Below are 21,433 nucleotides of genomic sequence, written 5' to 3'. Positions count from 1 at the left end.
TGGGAAAGACTCTGGAGGATGGAGTCAGTTTGACGAGCGCCACCAAGCCGGGCGATGGGGAAATACCCGTACAGGAAAACGCCTGCCGCAATCCTTCCGTAAGACAGCGTGCGCCGGCCTTCGCTCGATACCGCCGGAGAACCGACTCAGCGTAGCAGCGCCCTTTGGGGGACACAAGACGATCACGCCTGCGGGCGTGGGCAAAAGCACACAATTACCTGGCATGCCTCAGTAAATGCAAGCGGGGAAATGTGTTTTGCATAAAGATACGGCCCGGCTCCATTCGAGGCCGGGCCGCGCGCAGGCTCACTGCGGGAGAATCAGACAAGCATCAAAGGCCGGCGGCGAGGCGCTCGTTGCCATACCCCTCGGGCAAACCCGTCACGTATTCCAGCCGCCCCACGGCTTCGAGCAGCGAGCGGCCGGCAATCGTGAGCGACAGCCGGCGGTGGCCTTCCGTCCAATGCTCGAGCGCAACCAGCTGACGCTCGAGCAGCGTGTCCAGTTCCTGGCGATTCATGTCGATCTGGTCCGGCGAATGGCGGACCAGCATCAGCGTGGCGAATTCCTTAGGGCTCAGCAATGTCGTCTCCCAGTAACTTTCATGCCGCAACCAGGGGCACAGGGCCGCATATATTCGAGCCTTAATGTGACACGGGCATGACTGTCACAATTTCGCTCCCGCACTATATTGATCCTGCATATCCGGTGCTGCCGCCCTCTTTTCGCTTTGCGGCGTGTGAGCCGGCACGAGCGCCGCGCCGCATTCCTCCACGAGGTTGCGCAGCGAGGTCGGGAAGAGCGTGCCGGGGTCGTCGGCAATGCCTGCGCCGTCGTCGCGCAACGCCGCGCCGATGCCCACCACGATGGTCGCGTCGGGCGCACGCTCGCGCAGGCGCCGCACGAGATTGCGCAGGTACGGCGCCGACTCGGGCGCATCGAGCGACACCAGGCAGATGGCCGGCGAGCGCTCGTCGATCATGGCCCCGCGCGTGGCGCGCACTTCGTCGTAGGTGGTAGCCGTGCAGGGAATGTTGCGCCGCATGAGCAACTGGCCGACGATCGCCACCGCCACGTCGTCGAACGCGCCGCGTCCGGGTACGCAGAGCACCTCGCCCGCGTCCGGCGAGAGCGTGAACTCGATTACCTTGGCGCCTTCGTCCGCGCCTTCGACGGACTTCCTGGCGCTCTCCTCCTCGGCTGCGGTGTGGCGAGAATCGTCCACGGATTCGAGATCCTCGACGATATCGAGCAGCGCCTGGTTGATGCGCGCGACCTGCTCGCCGGGCAGCACGCCGCGCAAGGCGTCGTTGCGCGCGAAGCGCAGGCCCTCGAACACCACCTGCTCGTAGTAGTCGATGAGCGGCATGCTCGTGAGCAGCCGGTCCGCCTGCAGCAGCGCTTCATGAGGATCGTCGGCGAGCAGGCGCTGGTAGCAGGTTTGCGCAGGCGTGAGCGCGGGCTGGTCGCCGAGCAGGATCGTGAGGAAGTTCAGCCGGTCCACGTAGCGGCCCAGCGTGACGATGCACAGCGTGAGCGGCGTGGAAAGCACCAGCCCCACGGGCCCCCACAGCCAGCTCCAGAAGATCGCCGCCACTACCACGGCCAGCGGCGAAAGGCCCGAGCGCTTGCCATAGACCATCGGCTCGGCGAACTGACCCGCCACCACGTCCACGACGATGAAGAAGATCAGCGTCGTGACGCCCATGGTCCACTGCGGCTGCGTGGCCGCGGCGACGATCGTCGCCATGATCGCGGCGATCCAGATGCCGATGTACGGCACGAAGCGCATGAGCGCCGCCACCGCGCCGAACAACAGCGCGCCCGGCACGCCGATGCCCGCCAGCCCCAGCGCGATCACGCCGCCCACCGTGACGTTCACGCCGACTTGCGCGACGAAGTAGCGCGAGAGCCGCTGCGAGGCGTCGTTGATGGCGGTTGTGGTGCGGTGCAGGTCGTCTGAGCCGAACACGCTGATGAGCCGGTCGCGCAGATCCTCGCGCTGGAACAGGATGAAGATCGTCACCACCAGCACGATGAAGGTCGTCTCGAGCGGCGCGATAGCTGGGGCGAGCGCCTTTTGCGCGAGCGTAAGCGGCGTGGGCGCCGGATTATGGATCTCCACGGGCATGGGCTGCTGCGGCTGATTGCGCGCCGCGCGCCCGCGCGGCTGCGGCGGCGCGGGCGGCGGCGTGGGCGTCACACGCTGCAGCGCGGTGGCGGCTCGCGACATCAGCGAATCGGCGCGGCCCACGGTTTTTTCCTGCACCGTTTGCACTTTCTGCTCGATCTCTTCCTGGTACTGCGGCAGGGAGGCGGAAAGCTGGTAGACCTGCGCGGCGATCAGCGCGCCCACACCGGCAAGCGCGAGCACGGTGGAAAGCACCGCAACGAGGATGGCGAGGAACTGTGGCAGATGAAAGCGCCGCAGCGTGGTCACGAGCGGCGCCAGCAGAAAGCTCAGCAGCACCGAGAGCGTAATGGGAATCAGCACCGCACGCCCAAAGTACAAGCCGCACACCACGACCACGCCGGTAATGACGGAGGCGAGGCTGTGCAGCGTCGGCGGGCTTGGCGGAAACACCCGGTTGCGTCGGCCCTGCGGCGGCAGCGGGAAATTCATGTCGGATCGGATCGGCAAAAAAAGAAACATCGGGGCCGCGCGGGCTCGGGCAAGCGCACGGCCCATCTATACGCACGAGGCGCACCTGGAAATGGTACAGCGCCTCCATACGTGAGGCGCAGCCGTCCAGATTTTCGCAGGTCGCGAGAGGCGGACGCAAAAACCGCACGTCACTGCGTCTGCGTCTTGCCCGTGACGAGCTCCTGGTTGCGCGCGGTCAGGAACTGGATGAGCCCGTCCACGCCGCCCTGCTGGATCTTCTCGTTGAACTGCTGGCGATAGGTCTGGATCAGCCACGCACCGAGCACGTTCAGGTCATAAAGGCGCCAGCCCTGCGGCGTCTTGTACAGGCGGTAATCGATTTCAACCGGATTGCTGCTGGTCTGCGCGAGCGTGCGCACGACGACGTCGGTGTCTCCTGGCGAACTGCGCATGGGCGGGTACTCGATCTTCTGGTCAGGCTTGAGTTGCGCGATGGCGCCCGAGTAGAGATGGATCAGCAGCAGCTGGAACTGCTGCTCGATCTGCGCTTGCTGCTCGGGCGTCGTGGTGCGCCAGTGCGGCCCCATGGCGAGGCGCGTGGTGCGGCGAAAATCGACGTACGGAAGAATGTCGCGGTTGACGATATCCTGGATGCGCGCGATATCGTCGGGCGCGATGGCCTTCGTGCGGACCTCGTCGAGGATCTGCTGCGTGGCGGTCTTGATGAGCGCCTGCGGGTCCGACTGGTCCACCTGGGCCGATTGAGCGAATGCCGCCGTAGCGGGCAGGAACGACAGACACCACGCAAGCAGCGCGGTCATGCGGAATAACCTGGTCATCGATATCTCTGGGCAATGGCGGGAGAGGCGAGCGGGCGCGAAATCGACAAACCGCACGCTTCGCGCAAGCGCACGCCAGCGCTCAGTCTAGCGGGTCGGGCGGGGTCCGGTCGGATCGCTGTGCGGCTCGTGCGTTCATGCCTTCACGCGCGGGGCGTGCGAGCCCGCGCACCGGCTTCCGAGGAACGCCTCCAGCCCGAAAGGCGCTACGGCAAAGCAAGTTACATACCATTCCATGACATAGCGGGCCACCCGAAAACAAGGCTCACTCATCTGCACATAACGACCGCCCTGTAAAAACTACAAGCGCGTCATGGCAAAGCGGATGGTGCCGCGCGCTGCAGGCCCAGCAGTCGTTGCGCGGACCAGCGGGCACGAAAAACGCATGCAGCCCCACGCCCGCCCGTTCGCTCGCCTTGACTGACCGCGTAATCGGTTCAATCGCCATGCAATTGGGATCAAATCGATACGAGGGTGCAAGGTTCAGCGGTTCGTCCCGAAAGGAGGCGTGGCCCCATCGCTCAGGAGATCGCATGAACACACCGGAACAGGTTCGCATTGCGGACATCCTCGGCCAGCATCGCGACACGCTGCTCGCGGAATGGCTGCGCCTGCATCTGCCGATCGCGCTGCGCCGCGGCCTTGCGATGGAGGGGGAAATTCGCGAGCAGTTTTCGGCGTTCCTGAATGTCTTTCTCGACACGCTGCCTAACACCGGAACCTTCGATTCGGGCAGCCCGGACTGGGAGCCGGTGCGCGCATTCCTCGCGGACATGTCGGCGCATCGCGCACGTCAGGGCTACACGCCTGTCGAGACGGCCACCTTCGTGTTCTCGTTCAAGGAGCCGCTCTATGCGCGGCTGCGCGAGGCGTATGCGAACAACGCCGCCGAGCTTGCCCATGTGAGCTGGCAGGTCAACCTGCTGCTCGATGGCTTCGGCATCTACACCACCGACATTTTCCAGAAGAGCCGCGAAGCGATCATCGCGCGCCAGCAGGAAGAACTGCTCGAGCTTTCCACGCCCGTCGTGCAGCTTTGGGAAGGCATCCTCGCGCTGCCGCTCATCGGCACGCTCGATTCCGCGCGCACCCAGGTCGTCATGGAGAGCCTGCTGCAGAAGATCGTCGACACGGGCGCGGGCCTCGCGATCATCGACATCACGGGCGTGCCCACCGTCGACACGCTCGTCGCGCAGCATCTGCTCAAGACCGTGGCCGCCGCGCGCCTCATGGGCGCGGACTGCATCATCAGCGGCATCCGCCCGCAGATCGCGCAGACCATCGTGCATCTGGGCGTCGATCTCACCAACGTCACGACCAAGTCCACGCTCGCCGACGCCTTCGTCATCGCGTTGCAGCGCATCGGCGCGACCATCATCTCGCCGAAGGCCACGACCTGAACGCCACTCAGCGCCACTGAAGCACGGGGAACCGCACACGATGGAACGCATTCCGATTCTGCGCCTCGGCGACTGCCTGATCGTCACGATCCAGGTGGACATGCACGACCGCCTCGCGATCGCACTGCAGGACGACCTTACCGAGCGCATCGTGAAAGAGTCGGCCAAGGGCGTGCTGATCGACATCTCGACGCTCGACGTGGTCGACTCGTTCATCGGCCGCATGATCAGCAACACGGCCGCCATGGCGATGGTGCTCGACGCGCAGACCGTGGTGGTCGGCATGCAGCCGTCCGTGGCGATCACGCTGGTCGAGCTCGGTCTCACGCTGTCGGGCGTGCGCACCGCGCTGAACGTCGAAAAAGGCATGGCGCTGCTCAAGCAGCGGCAGCTCCGTTGAGTCCGATGACTCCGTTAGCTAGCACGTCTCTTGCGTTCAATCATGAATAGCAACGACACGACCGGAAGGCTTGCGGCCCAGGTGAGCCTGAGATCGGACGAGGAAATCGTCCGGCTGCGACAGATCGTGCGCGACGCCGCCATCGCGCAGGGTTTCTCGCTCATCGAACAGACCAAGTTCGTGACGGCGGCGAGCGAGCTCGCACGCAACACGCTGCAGCATGGCGGCGGCGGCGATGCGCGGCTCGACGTGCTGGAAAAAGGCGTGCGCGTGGGACTGCGGCTCTCGTTCGTCGATCAGGGTCCGGGTATTGCCGATATCGGGCGCGCGCTGCAGGACGGCTTCACGAGCGGCAATGGCCTGGGACTCGGCCTCGGCGGCTCGCGGCGACTGTGCGACGAGTTCACGATCGAATCGACTCCGGGCAGCGGTACAACGGTCACCATCACGAAATGGAAAGTACGCTAGACGGCGCGGCCGGTTCTGCCGGCGGCACCCACCGCTCCTTCGAGATCGGCGACGCCAGCGGCGTCGCCTTTGCACGCCGCGGCGCCAGCGAAGCCGCGCGCTTTGCGGCGCTCAGCGAGACCGACGCCGGCCGCCTCGCGATCGTGCTCACGGAAGCGGCCACCAATATCCTCAAGCATGCCGGCCACGGCGAACTGCTCGTGCGCGCGCTGGAGGGCGCGGTGGAGCTGATCGCGCTCGACAGCGGCCCCGGCATGGCCGACGTGGGCATCGCCCTCGCCGACGGCCACTCCACGACCGGGACGCCCGGCACCGGGCTCGGCGCGATCCGGCGGCTCTCGAACCAGTTCGCCATTTACTCGCAGCCGGGCGCGGGCACGGTGTTGCGCGTGCTCGTGCAGAAAAGCGGCGTCAACGCAGCGCTCGCGGCATTCACCCGACCCGAGATCGGCGGGGTCTGCGTGCCTTACCCCGGCGAGGAAGTCTGCGGCGACGGCTGGCAGGCGCAGGCCGACCAGAGCGGCCTCACGCTCGCACTCGCCGATGGGCTCGGCCACGGTGCCGAAGCCCACGTGGCCGCCGTGGCCGCGCTCGACGTGCTGCGCCGCCGCGCCGGCCTCGCGCCCGCCGCACTCATGGAACTCTCGCACGCGGCCCTGCGCCCCACGCGCGGCGCGGCGCTCGCGCTCGTGCGCATCGATCTGGCGCGCGGCGCGCTCGCGTTTTGCGGCACGGGCAACATCTCGGCGGTCGCGTATGGCGCGGGCCGCCCCATCGATAACCGCGCTTCGGCCGGCCACGCGCAGCGCTCCGCCGGCGCAGGCACACCACCCGCGCGCGAGTGTTATCAGCTCGTCTCGCGCAACGGCATCGTGGGCCACACGATGCGCGGCACCCAGGAGTTCGAGCTGACGTGGAGCGAGAACGCGCTCCTCGTCCTGCATTCGGACGGCATCGGCACCCGCTGGGACCTCGCCGCCTGGCCCGGCCTCGCCAACCAGCCCGCCGCCGTGATCGCGGCCGTTCTCTACCGAGACTTCGCGCGCCGGCGCGACGACGCCACCGTCGTCGTCGTGCGCGCCCGCCCCGGAGTACAGTTGAATCATGAATAAGCCCCTGCTGCGCATCCGGCTGCAAACCGCCCAGGACGTCGTCGCCGCGCGTCGCCGCGCGCGCGAGCTGGCCGCCGGACTCGGCTTCTCGCCGCTCGACCAGACGCGCATTGCGAGCGCCGTCTCCGAAATCGCCCGCAACGCGTTCGAATATGCGGGCGGCGGCGAAGTCGCCTTCGCGCTGGAAGGCGAGCGGCCGCGCGAAGCGCTCGCCGTGCAGGTCAGCGACCAGGGCCCCGGCGTGCGCGAACTCGAAGCCGTGCTCGACGGCACTTATCGCTCGCCGGGCGGCATGGGCCTCGGCATCACGGGCAGCCGCCGCCTCATGGACCGCTTCGAGATTCGTTCGTCGACCGGCGGCACGACCGTCACCATGACGCGCGACTTGCCGCACGAGCGCGGCGAGGCGAGCGGCCCGGAACTCGAGCGCATCGTGCACGAACTCGCCGCACGCAGTCCGCAGGAAGGCGCGCATGGCGACTCCCTCGAAGAACTGCAGCAGCAGAACCGCGAACTCGTGACGGCGCTCGACGAACTGCGCGAACGCCAGGAAGAACTCTCGCGCCTCACGCAGGAGCTGGAAGCGACCAACCGCGGCGTGGTGGCGCTCTACGCCGAACTCGACGAGCGCGCCGAGGAGCTGCGCCGCGCCGACATGATGAAGACGCGCTTTCTCTCGAACATGAGCCACGAATTGCGCACACCGCTCAGTTCGATCCGCGCGCTCGCCAACCTGCTGCTCAACCGGCTCGACGGCGACCTGAGCGTGGAGCAGGAACGCCAGGTCAAGCTGATTCTTTCGTCTGCGGAAAGCCTGGGCGAGACCGTGAACGACCTGCTCGATCTCGCGAAGATCGAAGCCGGCAAGACCGAAGTCGTGCCCACGTGGTTCGATGCCGCCGACCTCTTCGCCGCGCTGCGCACCATGCTCATGCCGCTGCTCGATACGCCGGAGGTCACGCTCGAGTTCGGTTCCACGGCAGGCCTGCCGCAGCTTTACACCGACGAACCCAAACTCACGCAGATCCTGCGCAATTTCGTCTCGAACGCGCTCAAGTACACCGAGCGCGGGCAGATTCGCGTGGGCGCCCAGTGCATGCCCGGCGACGGCGACGAAGCGCGCATCACCTTCTTCGTTGCGGACACGGGCATCGGAATTGCTCCCGAACACCACCAGATCATTTTCGAGGAGTTCGGCCAGGTGCAGAACCGCCTCCAGCAGCGCGTGAAGGGAACGGGTCTTGGCCTGCCGCTGTGCCGCAAGCTTGCGGCGCTGCTGGGCGGCGAAGTGGGCGTGGAAAGCGAGCCCGGCGTGGGCTCGACGTTCCGCCTGAATGTGCCGGTGTGCCTCGCGACGTCCGTCGAGGACGAACCCGAGACCTCCGGGGACGCGGTGCCATGAACGCGCAGGCCACGCTGATCCTCAACGTCGACGACAACGAAGGCGCGCGCTACGTGAAGTCGCGCGTGCTGCGCCACGCCGGCTACGCCGTGATCGAAGCCGCGACGGGCCAGGCCGCGCTCGAAGCCGTGCGCGAACAGGCGCCTGCGATCGTGCTGCTCGACGTCAAGCTGCCCGACATCAGCGGCATCGAAGTGTGCCGCCTCATCAAGGCAGACCCGGAAACGACCTCCACGCTCGTGCTGCAGACCTCCGCCGCCGCGGTGCAGACGCGCGACAAGATTCTCGCGCTCGACGGCGGCGCCGACAGCTACCTCACCGAGCCCGTCGAGCCCGCCGAGCTGGTGGCGAACGTGCGCGCGCTCCTGCGCCTCTACGCGGCCGAAAAAGCGCTGCGTGACGCCGACCGCCGCAAGGACCGCTTCCTCGCGACACTTGCGCACGAACTGCGCAATCCGCTCGCGCCGATTCGCAACGCCATCGCGCTACTCGACCCGCGCCATGGCGCGAACGATGTCATGCGCGCCGACGCGCGGCAGATCGCGAGCCGCCAGGTCGAGCATCTCGGCCGCCTCGTCGACGACCTGCTCGACGTCTCGCGCATCTCGCACGGCAAGATCGCGCTGCAGATGAGCACGCTCGACCTGCGCGAGATCGTCCAGACCGCCGTGGAAACGAGCCGGCCCTTCCTCGACGCGAAATCGCAAACGCTCACGGTCGAGATCGACTGCGAGCCGTGCCATGTGACCGGCGACGCGATACGCGTGGCGCAGATCATGAGCAACCTGCTTTCCAACGCCGCGAAGTACACGGCCGAAGGCGGCCAGATCGCGTTGCGGCTCGAACAGGACGTCTACGAGATCCTGATTCGCGTGCGCGACAACGGCATCGGCATCGCGCCCGACGAGCTGCCCTACGTGTTCGAGCTCTTCATGCAGTCGCGCGAAGCCGTGAAGCGCGCCGACGGCGGCCTCGGCATCGGCCTCGCACTCGTGCGCGAACTCGCGGAACTGCATGGCGGCTCGGTGAGCGCCCATTCGGACGGGCTTGGACACGGCTCGGAATTCGTCGTGCGTCTGCCGCTCGCGCGAGCGTCGCAGTGCGAAGCGCCGCGCGACGAAGCGCCGGGCGCCGGGGAACAAATCGCGCCGCCGCGCCGCCGCGTGCTGATCGCCGACGACAACGTCGATTCCGCTACTTCGCTGCTCATGCTGCTGGAACTCGAAGGCCACGAGGTGCGCGTGGCGCACGACGGACCGAGCGCACTCGCGCTCGCGCAGAGCTTCCTGCCCAACGTCGCGATTCTCGACATCGGCTTGCCCGGCATGGACGGTCACGCGCTGGCGAAGGCGCTGCGCGCCGGGCCGGCCACCGCGCACGTGCAATTGATCGCGCTGACGGGCTACGGCCAGGAGCGCGACCGCCAAGCAGCGAGCGAGGCAGGCTTCGACCGGCATCTCGTCAAGCCCGCGCCGTTCGAAGAGATTCTGCGGGAAATCGACAACGCGCCGCCGGATTGAGTGGCGCCGCGCGGTCCGCCTGCCGACCGTTCGCGCCACCCAGGCCCCGTTCGCGCCCGTTTCCCCACACTTCGTCGCATCCCCCTCGCCCGCCCCGCCCCCATTCACCACACTGCAGACATCGCCCCCGCTCGACCCGCCATGGAGAGCCAGCATGTCTGCCATCATTGCTGCGCACGTCGTCGCCGCAACACTTTCTGTCATACTCGGAACCGCCGTCATGCTGGCCGAAAAGGGCAGCGCGCGGCACAAGTGGCTCGGCCGCCTCTGGGCACTAACGATGCTTACCGCCGCGCTCAGCTCGTTCGATATCCGCGAGCTGCATCCGGGGCATCTGTCCTGGGTGCACGGCCTGTCGCTGCTGACGTTCGCAAGCGTCGGGCGCGCCATCTGGGCGATCCGCCACGGCAACGTCCGCGGCCATCGCCTCGCCATGCGCGGTTCGTTCTTCAGCCTCATTGCGGCCGGTCTTGCCGCCGTTGCGACGCCGCACCGGTTGCTCAACCTCATCGTCACGAGCTGGTTCGCATGATTCCTGGCATGCACGTCGAGTTTCCGAACGCCGCCGCCCGCCTCCCCGCGCCGACGGCCAATGTCCTGCTCGCCGGGTTCGCGCGCGAGGGCGTGATCGTCGTCATAGGCAATGCGCTGATTGCGGTCGCGCTCACCGCCGCGGGCGTTCACGAGCGCTTCATCGACAACCTCGTCTTCAGCCAGGCGATCGGGCTTTCGATCATGCTGCTGCTCGACGTCGCCCGCTTCTTTCTGCAACGCCACAATGCGCTCACGGGCCCGCGCCTCGCCTTGGCGATGGTGCTCGCCATCGTGCTCGGTGCGTCGCTCGGGCGCGGCATCGCGAGCGTGATGCTCGGAATCGGCTTGCACAACGCGTTCGCGACGAAGGATCTCGCGCTCACCGGCTGGATCGCGCTGACCGCCACGCTGCTGGTCACCTGGTATGGCTGGTCGCGCACGCGCATTGCCGAGCTGAGCGAACAGGTCGCGCGCACGGCATGGCAAAAGGAAGCCGCAGAGCGCACGGCGCTCAGCGCGCGCCTGCAGGCGCTGCAGGCCCAGATCGAGCCGCACTTTCTCTTTAACACGCTGGCGACGCTCGACAGCCTGATCGCGTCCGACCCGCCGCGTGCGCGCGAACTGCTCGCGAGCCTCAACCGCTTCCTGCGCGCGACGCTCGAGGCCTCGCGCGCGCAAAGCGAAACGCTCGCGGTGCAGTTCAAGGTGCTCGACTCGATGCTCGCCGTGCATGCCATGCGTATCGGCCCGCGCCTTGCCTACGCGCTCGACCTGCCGCACGATTGCGCCGACCTCCCGGTGCCGCCCATGCTGTTGCAGCCGCTCGTGGAGAACGCGCTCAAGCATGGCATCCAGGGTGCGCTCGAGGGCGGCAGAATCGACGTTGCCGCACGGCGCGACGGTGACAATGTCGAGTTGAGCGTGACCGATACGGGCCCGGGTTTTGGCGCGACGCCGGGCACCCAGGGCGCGGGCGTCGGGCTAGTGAACGTGCGCGAGCGGCTCGCGGCGCTCTATGGCGAGCAGGCGTCGCTCACGCTGATCGAGAACGTGCCGCATGGCCTCGTTGCGCGGGTGCGGCTGCCGCTGCCGCTGCGCGATACTGTTGGTGCAAGCGTGCAGGAGTCCAGATCATGAAACGCCACGCGCCCGCAGATACGGCGCAACACGGCGACGCCTCGCACCGCTCGCCCGACACTCCGACCGCACTGATCGCCGAGGACGAGCCGCTGATCGCCGCCGCCCTGGAACGCGAACTGGCCTCCGCGTGGCCGGAACTGCGCATCGTGGCAACGGCCGGCAACGGCCAGGAAGCCATTGAACGCATCGGCGCGCTGACGCCCGACGTCGCGTTCCTCGACATCGCCATGCCGGGCGCGACTGGCCTCGATGTCGCGCGCGCGTGCGCGAATCTCGCCGCGCCGCCGCAAATCGTGTTCGTGACCGCCTACGACGCCTATGCCCTCGAGGCCTTCGAGGCCGCGGCCATCGACTATCTGCTCAAGCCCGTGGAGACTGCGCGGCTCGCGCGGACGGTGGAGCGCCTGCGCGTCCGGCTCGCGCGATCGGCGGCAAACGACGCCGAGGCGCCGCAGATGCAGGCCGATCTGCAACGCGTGCTGCGCCAGCTCGAAACGATCACCCAGGACGTCCGCGAAGCGCGCGCCGGTGCACGAGCGGGCAATGCGGAAAGCGCCCCGCGCTGGGCCCCGCTGCGATATCTGCGCGCCTCGAGCGGCAACGACATCCGCATGGTGCCGGTGGAAGATGTTTTGTACTTCGAAGCAGCCGACAAATATGTCGTGGTCACGACGCACAGCGGCGAATTGCTGATCCGCACGAGCCTGCGAGAGTTATGCGCGCAACTGGACCCGGCGCGCTTCTGGCAAGTTCACCGCGGCACGGTGGTCAACGTGGATCAGGTGGAATGCGCCTCGGTCAGCGCGATCGGGAAGATGACGTTGAGGCTGCGCGGCCACGCGGGCGCCCTCGACGTAAGCCGCCAGTACGCACACCTGTTCAAGCAGATGTGACGCGCGCCACGAGAACGGCAAACGCCTTCAACGCGGCTCGCTTTTCAAATACCGCTGAGGCGGCTCGCCCATCGTCTTGCGGAACATGGAGATGAACGCGCTCGAATTCGCATAGCCGAGCTCGGCCGCGATCTCCGCCACGCGCACGCCCTGGGCGAGCCTCGACACGGCCTCGACGATGCGCAGCTGCTGGCGCCAGTGGCCGAACGTCAAGCCGGTCTCGTCCTTGAAGCGCCTCGCGAGCGTACGCTCGCTCGCCCCCACGCGCTCGCCCCAGGTCGCGAGCGAGTCGCCGTTGGCAGGCGCCGCCAGCAGGAAATCGCAAATCTGCCGCAAACGCCGGTCGAGCGGCAGCGGCAACCCGCCGCCCGAGGCCTCGCGCGCATTGCGCATTTCGCTGAGCAACAGCGGCGTAATAAGCGCGTAGCGGCACTCCGGGCCGCGCTCGCGGTCTTCGACCAGCGCGGCCACCAGTTCGCGCAACAGCGGTGAAACCCGCATCGCATGACATGCGGATTCTGGCCACGGCGACGCCTGCGGCTCTAACGACACGCTATGCAGGCTCACCGCGCTCGTCGCGATCAATTCGTGGCGCACGCGCGGCGCGATCCACAGCCCGCGCTGCGGCCCGAGCGTCCACATGCCGCTGGGCGTCGTCACACGCAGCACCCCGCTCTCCGTAAAGACGAACCGCCCCTGATCGTGCGAAAGCCACGATCCCTTATGGGCAGCGTCGTACTGGTAGCTTGCCGCCACGATTGGCCGTTCGAGCTTGCGGTGCGGGATTTCAAGCGGTCGCCGCCATATTTGATCCACGATCGAATATTCCTTCGCTCATTTTCCAGAAAAATGTCCGTTTTGCGCAATTTATGCCCGATGCGTCGGCCATCGCTGTGTCTCTTATTTTGCATCGGATGATGATTAATTGCTAATGCGAACGATAATGATTTTCTATATGAATACTGAATTTTCCAGAGAACCGATCTGGTGCCCTAGACGGCCCCGCCCTCCTGCGCCGCCGCGCTGCCGCCGAGATAGGTGGCGCGCACGCGGTTGTCGTCGGCCAGTTCATGGGCCGAACCCGCGAGCGCCACGCGGCCGCCTTCCAGCACATAGGCGCGGTTCGCGATGCGCAGCGCCTGCCGCGCATTCTGCTCCACGAGCAGCACCGCCGTGCCCGCGTGGCTGATGCGCGCGATCACTTCGAAGATCGCGCGCACGAGCTTGGGCGCGAGCCCCATGGAAGGCTCGTCGAGCAGCACGAGTTTGGGCTTGAGCATGAGCGCGCGCGCAATCGCGAGCATTTGCTGCTCGCCGCCGCTCAGCGTGCCGGCAAGCTGGTCCTTGCGCTCGCGCAGCCGGCTGAATGTTTCGTATGCCTGAGCAATGCCCTGATCAAGCGCGCCGGCATCGCGCCGCAACAGGTAGCCGCCCAGGCGCAGGTTCTCCTCGACCGTCAACCCGCCGAAAATACGGCGCCCCTCCGGCACGTGCCCGATCCCGAGCGCGACGATGCGATGCGACGGCAGCCCGACGAGCGCCTGCCCCTCGAACCCGATGCTGCCGCCGCGCGGACGCAGCAGTCCGGAGATGGTGCGCAGCGTCGTGGTCTTGCCCGCGCCGTTGGCCCCGAGCAGCGCGACGATCTCGCCCGGCTCGACATCGAGCGAAACGCCGTGCAGCGCTTCGATGTTGCCGTAGTTCACGCGCAGGTCGCGAACGTCGAGGAGTTTGTCGGACGTCTCTACCCCCATAGCGACTTCTCCCCGTCCGTGGCGTCGGGTCCGTCGTCTTCCTCCGCCGTGCCCAGGTAGGCGTCGATCACCACCGGGTCGTTCTGGATTTGCGCGGGCGTGCCCTGAGCAATGATCTCGCCATGGTCCATCACGATGATGCGGTCGGACACGCCCATCACGAGCGCCATGTCGTGTTCGATCAGCAGCACGGTCACGCCCAGGTCGCGGATGCGGCGGATCTGCGCCATCAACGCGTGCTTTTCGGTTGGGTTCATGCCGGCGGCGGGCTCGTCGAGCAGCAACAAGCGTGGCTGGCTCGCCAGCGCGCGGGCGATTTCCAGCCTGCGCTGATCGCCATAGGGGAGGTCCGAGGCATATTCGCTCGCCCGCGCGCCGAGCCCCACCAGATCGAGCCAGCGCTGCCCGAGCGCGCCGTGCTCGGCGGCTTCGGCGCGCGCGGCGCGCGTGCCCACCAGTTCCGCTACGAGGGCCGTGTGCAGGCGATGGTCCATGCCGATCAGCACGTTCTCGAATGCGCTCATATGGTTAAACAGGCGAATGCCCTGAAACGTACGGGCAATGCCGCGATGCACGTTGCGATGGGGCGCGCCGCCGCCAAGCGGCTCGCCGCGCCAGACGAGGCGGCCGCCGCTCGGCCGGATTACGCCCGTCAGGCAGTTGAACACCGTGGTCTTGCCCGCGCCGTTCGGGCCGATCAACGCGAGAATTTCGCCGCTGCGCACCTGGAAGGTAATGCCGCCAATCGCGCGCACGCCGCCAAAGCGGCGCTCGAGGTCATGCACCTCGAGCAGGGTTTCGCGCGCGGCGGCGGCTTCGAGGCCGCCGCTATCGGCGAGGGAAACGGCCGCCTCGGTTTCCTTGCCCGCCGCTTCCGCGGCTTCCGCTTCGTGCGCCACCGTTTCCTCTTCGGGCCGCGGCGCGGCACGCCTCACGCGCGCCGGCCACAATCCTTGCGGACGCAACAACATGAGCACGACGAGCGCCACGGCAAAGCCGAAAATACGCCACAGGTTCAAAAAGCGCAGCATTTCCGGCAGCCCCGCGACGATCAGCGCGCCGAGTATCACGCCGGGAATGCTGCCGCGTCCCCCCATCACGACGACGATGAGAATCGTCACCGACTGCAGATAGGTGAACGCCGTGGGGTCGATCGTGCCGAAGCGCGCGGCGAACAGACTGCCCGCGAGGCCGCCGATCAGTGCGCCGATCACGTAGGCGAGCATCTTCACGCGCAGGGTCGCGACACCCACCGCTTCGGCGGCGGCTTCGTCCTCGCGGATGCTGGTCCAAGCGCGCCCGAGGCGCGAGCGTCCGAGCCGCACGGCGAACACCAGCACGACGATGAAGAACGCCATGCCCAGCACATACACCGAGCGCGGCGAACTGAATTCGAAGCCGAACAGGCTCGGCGGCTCGATGCCGTAGATGCCGTTCGGGCCGCCGGTAATGTCGAGATTGGTGGCGACGATGCGCGTGATCTCGCCGAAGCCGAGCGTGACGATGGCGAGATAGTCGCTACGCAGGCGCAGCGTGGGGTAGCCGATCACGACGCCGGAGGCGCCCGCGAACACCAGGCTGAACGGCAGCGTCGCCCAGAACGAGAAGTGCAGCAGCGTCTCGAGCAGCGCCGTGGTATAGGCGCCGATGGCAAAAAACGCCGCGTAGCCGAGGTCGAGCAACCCGGCATAGCCCACGACGATGTTCAACCCGAGGCCCAGAATCGCGTAGGTGATGATGGTGAGCCCGACATCGACGATATAACCGCTCGCGAACTTGGGCAGCGCGATCGCCAACGCGAGCAGCACGCCGGAAACGACCCATGAAGTGTCCGTGGCCCGCGCGCGCATGTCTCACATCCTCTCGACCACGCGTTCGCCGAATAGCCCGGTGGGCTTCACCACGAGCACGGCGATCAGCACACCGAACACGAACACGTCGGTCCATTGGGAGGAGACATATCCCGCGCCGAACGCCTCCAGCAAACCGATCAGGAAGCCGCCCACCATCGCCCCCGGAATATTGCCGATGCCGCCGAGCACGGCCGCCGTGAACGCGCGCAGCCCGAGCACGAAGCCCATGAAGAAGTTGATCTGCGTGTAGAAGAGCCCTTCCATCACGCCGGCGACCGCGGCGAGCGCCGAACCGATGAAAAACGTGAGCTGGATGAGCCGCTCGACGTCGATGCCCATGAGCCGCGCCGCGTCCTGGTCGATGGCGAGCGCGCGCATGGCCGTACCGACGAACGTATGGTGTACGAACAGATACAGCGCGATCATCAGCGCGAAGCTGGCCGCGATAGTGCCGATCTGCGCGAACGTGATGTGCACTTGCGCAACGTCGAAGCCCGTATGCGTGAGCAGGTGCGGGTACGTACGAAAGCCCGCGCCGTAGGCAATCAGGACGCCGTTCTCCAGCAGCAGAGAAACGGCTAGCGCCGTAATGAGAATGGACAGGCGCGGCGCGCGCAGCAACGGCTGATAGGCCACGCGCGCGATCGCCACGCCGAGCACGCCGGTCGCGAGCATGGCCACCGCGAAGGCCACGAACAGCGCGAGCGCGAGCGGCAGGCGAGCGGCCGCGAGCGCGGCGAGCGCGGTCCAGCCCACGAACGCGCCCACCATGAAAAGATCCCCGTGTGCGAAGTTGATGAGCCGGATAATGCCGTAGACCATCGTGTAGCCGAGGGCGACGAGCGCGTAGAACGAGCCGATCGTCAGCCCCTCGATGACGAACTGGAAGAAGGTGCTCATGAGCGGCCCGGTACGCTTACTTCATAGCCACCCACTTGCCGCTGGCATCCTGGCGTTGGTAAGGCTCGAACTGATCGTTATGCACGACGACCGTGATGTACACGGCACGGCTACGGTCGCCCTTCGGATTGAAGCCGATCGTTCCCGTGGCGCCCTGGTAGTCCGTGATCTTGTGCAGCGCGGCGCTGATGTCTGCGGGCTTTGCCGACTTGCCGTCGGCGATGGCCTTGGCGGTCACGCCCACGGCGTCGTACTCGTACACCGAGTACGGCCCCGGCCCCTGACCATAGCTCTTGTTGTACTGATCGAGGTAGTCGTGCGCACCAGGAAGGAACTGTGCGAGCGGCGCAGTCGTGATGATCATGCCGTCGGCGGCTGGCCCTGCCGTCTTCATGAGCGTGGGGTCATTGGTGCCGTCGCCGCCCATGAAGGTCATCTTCAGGCCCACCTGGCGCGCTTCCTTCACGAGCAGACCCGCTTCGGAGAAATAGCCCGTGTAATAGATCACGTCCGGCTTGAGCGAGGAAACCTTGGTGAGCGTCGGCGAATAATCCATCTGGCCCGGCGTGATCGAGTCGGCATAGACCACGTCCACGCCCATCTTCTTGAGCGATTCCACCGTGTTCTGCGCGAGACCCTTGGCGTAGGTCGTGTTGTCGTCGATCACTGCCGCGCGCTTCGCGTGCAGCGAATTCTTGATGAAGCTGGCCGCGAAAGGCCCTTGCTCGTCGTCACGGCCAATCGTGCGGAACACATTGTCGTAGCCCATTTCCGTGAGCTTCGGATTGGTCGAGGCATCGAGCACGTAGGGAATGCCGGCGCGGTGGAATGCGGTCAACTCGGGCAGTGCCGCGCTCGAGCAGTAGCCGCCCGCCACGGCAACCACGCCCGCGTCCACGAGCTTCTGCGCGGCCTGTACCGCCGTTTGTGCGTCGCATGCGTCGTCTTCGGGCACGAGTTCGATCTGCTTGCCGAGCACGCCACCCGCCGCGTTGATCTTCGCGGCCGCGAGCTTCGCGCCGTTCAGGATATCCGTGCCCGCTGCGGCGCTGCTGCCCGAAAGCGGCACCGCCACGCCGATCTTGATGGTCTGCGCCTGGGCGAGTCCAGGCGCCAGCGCCGCGAGCGAAAAGAGCGTGAGCGCGAGGGTTGTGTGCAGCGCGCCATTGTTCTGAGGATTCATGTGAGCGGCTCCTGAGCGTGGACCCGACCGGGCGATGCCGCAACGCAGGCGAGCCCGCGCGGTCAGTTAGCGAAACGAAATAATTCGTCCAGTGCGATGCCCTGCAGGTCTCGCGCGCTCATGGCGCGCGGCTTGCATGGGACCGGCGCATAACGACTTATCCATGATAGATGCACGTCACCGTTTAACTGCCTAGGGTATGCGCGTATACAAATTACGTGCGCTCGCGGCAGCGTGAAGGTAATTTGTATACACGCATGGAGGGGCGCGAATGAAGACCATCGTACTGGGCGGCGGCATCGCGGGCGTCACGAGCGCGTATTACCTTGCGCGCGACGGCCGCGACGTCACCGTTATCGAGCGACGCTCAGGCGTTGCGCTCGAAACCAGTTTCGCCAACGCGGGGCTCGTCGCGCCGGGCCACTCGTACACATGGGCCTCGCCGCGTGCGCCGAAAATCCTGCTCAAATCGCTGTTCGTCGAGGGCCAGGCGTTGCGCCTGCGCCTGAAGGCCGATCCGCATATGTGGGCCTGGTGCGCGCAATTCCTGCTCAACTGCACCGAGGCGCGCTCGCGCGAGAACACCTCGCGCAAGGTCAAGTTGTGCCGCTATTCGCAGCATCAACTGCAAGAGGTCACGGCGCGCGAGCAACTCGAATACGACCTCATCAGCCGCGGCCTGCTCTATCTCTATCGCGACGCCGCCTCGTTCGAGCGCGGCCGCGCCCACATGTCGATCCTCGTGGAAAACGGACTGCCGCTCGAAACGCTCGACGCCGCCGCCGTTGCAGCACGCGAACCGGCGCTCGCCCACGCGCGCGAGCGCATCGCGGGCGCGATCTACTGCCCCAGCGACGCAAGCGGTGACGCCCACCGCTTCACGCGCGGGCTCAAGGAAGTTTGCGAACGTATGGGTGTGCGCTTCGTGTTCGATGCCCCGATCGAGGCCATCGAAGCCACCGGCGACCGCATTGCCGGCGTGCGCACGAGCGCGGGCATGATTCAGGGCGACGACTACGTGCTCGCGCTCGGCTCCTGGTCGCCGATCCTCGCGCGGCCACTCGGCTATCGCATCGCGGTCTATCCGGTGAAGGGCTATTCGGCCACGTTCCCCTGCGGGCCCGGGCATCGGCCGCCCGAGATGGGTGGCGTCGACGAGAATCACCTCGTGGCATGGGCGCGTTTTGGCGCGCGCCTGCGCTTCACGGCCACCGCGGATTTCGCGGGCTACGACACGCGCCACACGCCCGCCGATTTCACTTCCATGATGCAGGCGGCGCGCGAACTCTTTCCCCAGGGCGCCGACTACACGCAGCCGGCGTACTGGGCCGGGCTGCGGCCGATGACGCCCGAAGGCACGCCGCTGATCGGCCGCACGCGCCATCGCAACTTCTTTCTGAACACGGGTCACGGACACATGGGCTGGACCATGTCGTGCGGCACCGCAAAACTGCTCGCCGACATCATGGCCGGGCGCGAGCCCGAACTCGACATGACGGGATTGATGCTGAGATGACCATTACCGCACCGCCGCAAGATCACGAGGATGCCTACACGAAGCTCGGCTTCGCGCTCGACGGCGGCATTGCCCGCCGCGCCGCGATCGGCCTCGTCGTGCTGGCCACCGATCATACGATCGAATACGAATGGCGCGATCTGTTGCGCCAGCCGGGCGTGGCGTTCTACGAGAGCCGGCTCGAGAATTCGCCGGACATCACGCCGCCTCGCCTCGCGGAAATCGAGGCGCGCATCGCCCCCGCCGTGAACCTCATGCTGCCCGGCGAGCGCCTCGACGTGGTGGCGTTCGGCTGCACGTCGGCTTCGATGGTGATAGGCGAAGACAAGGTTGCGGCACGCATCCGCGAGGCGCGGCCCGATATTGCCTGCACCACGCCGATCACGGCCGCGCTCGCCGCGCTAAAGGCGCTCAAGGTGCGCCGCGTGGCGCTTCTTACACCCTACGTGCGTACCATCAACGACTTCATGCGCGATTACATCGAGGCGCGCGGCGTGGCCGTCACACGCATGGCTTCGTTCGAGCACGCGGACGACAACGAGGTGGCGCGCATCGATGCGAGTTCGATTCGCAGTGCGATAGAAACGCTGGCGCGCCACGACGATGCCGATGCGGTGTTCGTGTCGTGCACCAGCCTGCGCGTGGCCGCGCTCGTGCCTCAGATCGAGGCGCAGACCGGCAAGCCCGTTCTGTCGAGCAACTACGCGATGGCGTGGCACGCGCTGCGGCTCGCGGGGGTGCAGGATAGCGAGCCGCAGCTGGGGCGCCTGTTCGCGCGTTGATGCGCTAATGCACGACTGAGCAACGCGACGATCGATCGACTCCTTCACGACACGCGGGTCGGCCAGCGTTGAAACGTCACCGAGATTGCCGTAGTCGCCATCGGCGATCTTGCGCAGACATTGCGCACCGGCGCGAACATCCGCTGATGAAATCAGGCGTAAATGGGCTTGCCGGCGAGCGCGCTGCGAATCGCCCCCGCGAGGTCGCCGGCGGCGAATTTCGCCACGTAGCCGCTCGCGCCTGCATTCTTCACGTGCGCCTCATTCGCCGTGCCCGTGAGCGACGAATGAATCACCACCGGAATATCCACGGTGCGCGGGTCCGCCTTGATCTTGCGCGTCAACGTGAAGCCGTCCATCTCCGGCATTTCGAGGTCGGTCAGCACGAGCGCAATGCGATCCTTCGCGCGCACGCCGTCGCGCTCCGCGTTCCTGGCAATCTCGTCGAGCTGCTTCCACGCTTCGAGTCCCGTCTTCGCCATCGTGTATTCCACGCCGAGCGCCTTGAGGCTCTGGCCGATCAGCTCGCGCGCGAAGCCCGAGTCGTCGGCGGCCAGCACCTTGGCACCCGGCGGAATCATCGCGGGCTCGCCCACGTCCTCCGGCACGACCGCGCCGTGCTGCGCCGGGAAGACGTCGCGCAGCACCTGCTCCACGTCCACCACCTGCACGAGTTTCTTGCTCTCGGGGTCGTTCTCGAGCCGCGCGATGCTCGTCACGCGGTTGCCCATCGTGACGTCGGCGGTCAGCACCTGGCTCCATTCGAGCCGCACGATCTCGTCCACGCTTTCGAGCGCGAAGCCCTGGGTGGAACGCGCGAATTCGGTCACGAGCAGGATGTTCAGGCCCGTGGCCGGCTCGCAGCCCATGAGCCGCGGCAGGTCGATCACGGGCATCACCTGGCCGCGGATGTTCGCCGCGCCCAGCACGTAGGGGGACGACGCCGCGATCGGCGTGATCGCCGGCATGCTCAGAATTTCCCGTACCTTGAAAACGTTGATGCCGAAGACTTCGCCAACGTCGCTGCCCGGCGCCGCGCCGAGACGGAAAAGCAGCAGCTCGAACTGGTTCGTGCTCGTCAGGCGGGTTCGTTCGTCGATTGCGAAGCCGCTATCCATGATTCTCTGGTGTC

At 66.7% G+C, this 21,433-nt stretch carries 20 protein-coding genes; 11 read left to right on the top strand and 9 right to left on the bottom strand.

Going from position 1 to position 21,433, the window contains the following annotated elements; all coding sequences use genetic code 11:
- Window positions 1-331 precede the first annotated feature (331 nt).
- The 3 genes from ACOJB8_RS22245 to ACOJB8_RS22235 all read right to left on the bottom strand — a co-directional run bounded on the left by ACOJB8_RS22245 (window position 332) and on the right by ACOJB8_RS22235 (window position 3,426).
- Window positions 332-583, bottom strand: a complete 252-nt coding sequence (locus tag ACOJB8_RS22245; RefSeq protein ID WP_256094801.1) for a hypothetical protein — start codon at window positions 581-583, stop codon at window positions 332-334.
- A gap of 84 nt (window positions 584-667) precedes the next feature.
- Window positions 668-2,623: an AI-2E family transporter gene (locus ACOJB8_RS22240; RefSeq protein WP_342949036.1), complete on the bottom strand. Its 1,956-nt coding sequence runs from the start codon at window positions 2,621-2,623 to the stop codon at window positions 668-670.
- A gap of 170 nt (window positions 2,624-2,793) precedes the next feature.
- The gene (locus ACOJB8_RS22235) at window positions 2,794-3,426 is read right to left on the bottom strand and encodes an MlaC/ttg2D family ABC transporter substrate-binding protein (RefSeq protein WP_370684290.1); all 633 of its coding nucleotides are present in this window, start codon (window positions 3,424-3,426) and stop codon (window positions 2,794-2,796) included.
- A gap of 551 nt (window positions 3,427-3,977) precedes the next feature.
- Between ACOJB8_RS22235 and ACOJB8_RS22230 the strand changes: the two genes are divergently transcribed.
- The 9 genes from ACOJB8_RS22230 to ACOJB8_RS22190 all read left to right on the top strand — a co-directional run bounded on the left by ACOJB8_RS22230 (window position 3,978) and on the right by ACOJB8_RS22190 (window position 12,313).
- Window positions 3,978-4,844, top strand: a complete 867-nt coding sequence (locus tag ACOJB8_RS22230) for an STAS domain-containing protein (RefSeq protein ID WP_342949037.1) — start codon at window positions 3,978-3,980, stop codon at window positions 4,842-4,844.
- Window positions 4,845-4,884: 40 nt separating this feature from the next.
- Window positions 4,885-5,244 (top strand): STAS domain-containing protein, encoded by a 360-nt coding sequence (locus ACOJB8_RS22225; protein ID WP_069265819.1) that lies wholly within the window; start codon window positions 4,885-4,887, stop codon window positions 5,242-5,244.
- Window positions 5,245-5,286: 42 nt separating this feature from the next.
- Window positions 5,287-5,712: an ATP-binding protein gene (locus tag ACOJB8_RS22220; protein WP_069265818.1), complete on the top strand. Its 426-nt coding sequence runs from the start codon at window positions 5,287-5,289 to the stop codon at window positions 5,710-5,712.
- Complete coding sequence (locus ACOJB8_RS22215) at window positions 5,697-6,824, top strand: ATP-binding protein (protein WP_475014226.1); 1,128 nt, start codon at window positions 5,697-5,699, stop codon at window positions 6,822-6,824. The genes ACOJB8_RS22220 and ACOJB8_RS22215 overlap by 16 nt, the downstream gene beginning before the upstream one ends.
- The gene (locus ACOJB8_RS22210; RefSeq protein ID WP_475014224.1) at window positions 6,817-8,226 is read left to right on the top strand and encodes a sensor histidine kinase; all 1,410 of its coding nucleotides are present in this window, start codon (window positions 6,817-6,819) and stop codon (window positions 8,224-8,226) included. Before ACOJB8_RS22215 ends, ACOJB8_RS22210 begins: the two co-directional genes overlap by 8 nt.
- Complete coding sequence (locus ACOJB8_RS22205; RefSeq protein ID WP_475014222.1) at window positions 8,223-9,746, top strand: ATP-binding response regulator; 1,524 nt, start codon at window positions 8,223-8,225, stop codon at window positions 9,744-9,746. The genes ACOJB8_RS22210 and ACOJB8_RS22205 overlap by 4 nt, the downstream gene beginning before the upstream one ends.
- 154 nt (window positions 9,747-9,900) lie before the next feature.
- Complete coding sequence (locus tag ACOJB8_RS22200) at window positions 9,901-10,278, top strand: DUF2306 domain-containing protein (protein WP_368683405.1); 378 nt, start codon at window positions 9,901-9,903, stop codon at window positions 10,276-10,278.
- Window positions 10,275-11,417, top strand: coding sequence for a sensor histidine kinase (locus ACOJB8_RS22195; protein ID WP_475014220.1), 1,143 nt, complete (start codon window positions 10,275-10,277; stop codon window positions 11,415-11,417). The genes ACOJB8_RS22200 and ACOJB8_RS22195 overlap by 4 nt, the downstream gene beginning before the upstream one ends.
- A complete protein-coding gene (locus ACOJB8_RS22190) occupies window positions 11,414-12,313 on the top strand; it encodes a LytR/AlgR family response regulator transcription factor (protein ID WP_475014218.1) in 900 nt (299 codons plus the stop codon). The genes ACOJB8_RS22195 and ACOJB8_RS22190 overlap by 4 nt, the downstream gene beginning before the upstream one ends.
- A 27-nt stretch (window positions 12,314-12,340) precedes the next feature.
- Here ACOJB8_RS22190 and ACOJB8_RS22185 read toward each other — a convergent pair whose 3' ends face one another.
- The 5 genes from ACOJB8_RS22185 to ACOJB8_RS22165 form a co-directional block, all read right to left on the bottom strand.
- Window positions 12,341-13,129, bottom strand: a complete 789-nt coding sequence (locus tag ACOJB8_RS22185; RefSeq protein ID WP_475014216.1) for an AraC family transcriptional regulator — start codon at window positions 13,127-13,129, stop codon at window positions 12,341-12,343.
- 176 nt (window positions 13,130-13,305) lie between these two features.
- Window positions 13,306-14,067: an ABC transporter ATP-binding protein gene (locus ACOJB8_RS22180; protein WP_069265811.1), complete on the bottom strand. Its 762-nt coding sequence runs from the start codon at window positions 14,065-14,067 to the stop codon at window positions 13,306-13,308.
- Entirely contained in the window at window positions 14,058-15,917 is a 1,860-nt protein-coding gene (locus tag ACOJB8_RS22175; RefSeq protein WP_475014214.1) for a branched-chain amino acid ABC transporter ATP-binding protein/permease, read from the bottom strand. Before ACOJB8_RS22175 ends, ACOJB8_RS22180 begins: the two co-directional genes overlap by 10 nt.
- Window positions 15,918-15,920: 3 nt before the next feature.
- Complete coding sequence (locus tag ACOJB8_RS22170; protein WP_475014212.1) at window positions 15,921-16,820, bottom strand: branched-chain amino acid ABC transporter permease; 900 nt, start codon at window positions 16,818-16,820, stop codon at window positions 15,921-15,923.
- Window positions 16,821-16,836: 16 nt separating this feature from the next.
- Complete coding sequence (locus ACOJB8_RS22165) at window positions 16,837-18,003, bottom strand: branched-chain amino acid ABC transporter substrate-binding protein (RefSeq protein WP_475014210.1); 1,167 nt, start codon at window positions 18,001-18,003, stop codon at window positions 16,837-16,839.
- Window positions 18,004-18,274: 271 nt separating this feature from the next.
- Between ACOJB8_RS22165 and ACOJB8_RS22160 the strand changes: the two genes are divergently transcribed.
- The gene (locus ACOJB8_RS22160; protein WP_368618783.1) at window positions 18,275-19,519 is read left to right on the top strand and encodes a D-amino acid dehydrogenase; all 1,245 of its coding nucleotides are present in this window, start codon (window positions 18,275-18,277) and stop codon (window positions 19,517-19,519) included.
- Window positions 19,516-20,301 (top strand): maleate cis-trans isomerase family protein, encoded by a 786-nt coding sequence (locus ACOJB8_RS22155; protein WP_406951985.1) that lies wholly within the window; start codon window positions 19,516-19,518, stop codon window positions 20,299-20,301. Before ACOJB8_RS22160 ends, ACOJB8_RS22155 begins: the two co-directional genes overlap by 4 nt.
- A gap of 152 nt (window positions 20,302-20,453) precedes the next feature.
- Here ACOJB8_RS22155 and ACOJB8_RS22150 read toward each other — a convergent pair whose 3' ends face one another.
- Window positions 20,454-21,419 carry a chemotaxis protein gene (locus tag ACOJB8_RS22150; RefSeq protein ID WP_368618785.1) on the bottom strand — a complete coding sequence of 322 codons (966 nt, stop codon included), beginning with the start codon at window positions 21,417-21,419 and terminating at the stop codon, window positions 20,454-20,456.
- Between the last annotated feature and the right edge of the window lie 14 nt (window positions 21,420-21,433).

It is taken from the genome of Paraburkholderia sp. BR10141 (assembly GCF_056155635.1).
The sequence above is the reverse complement of the archived record's forward strand: the minus strand, read 5'-3'. Positions and strand labels throughout refer to the sequence as shown.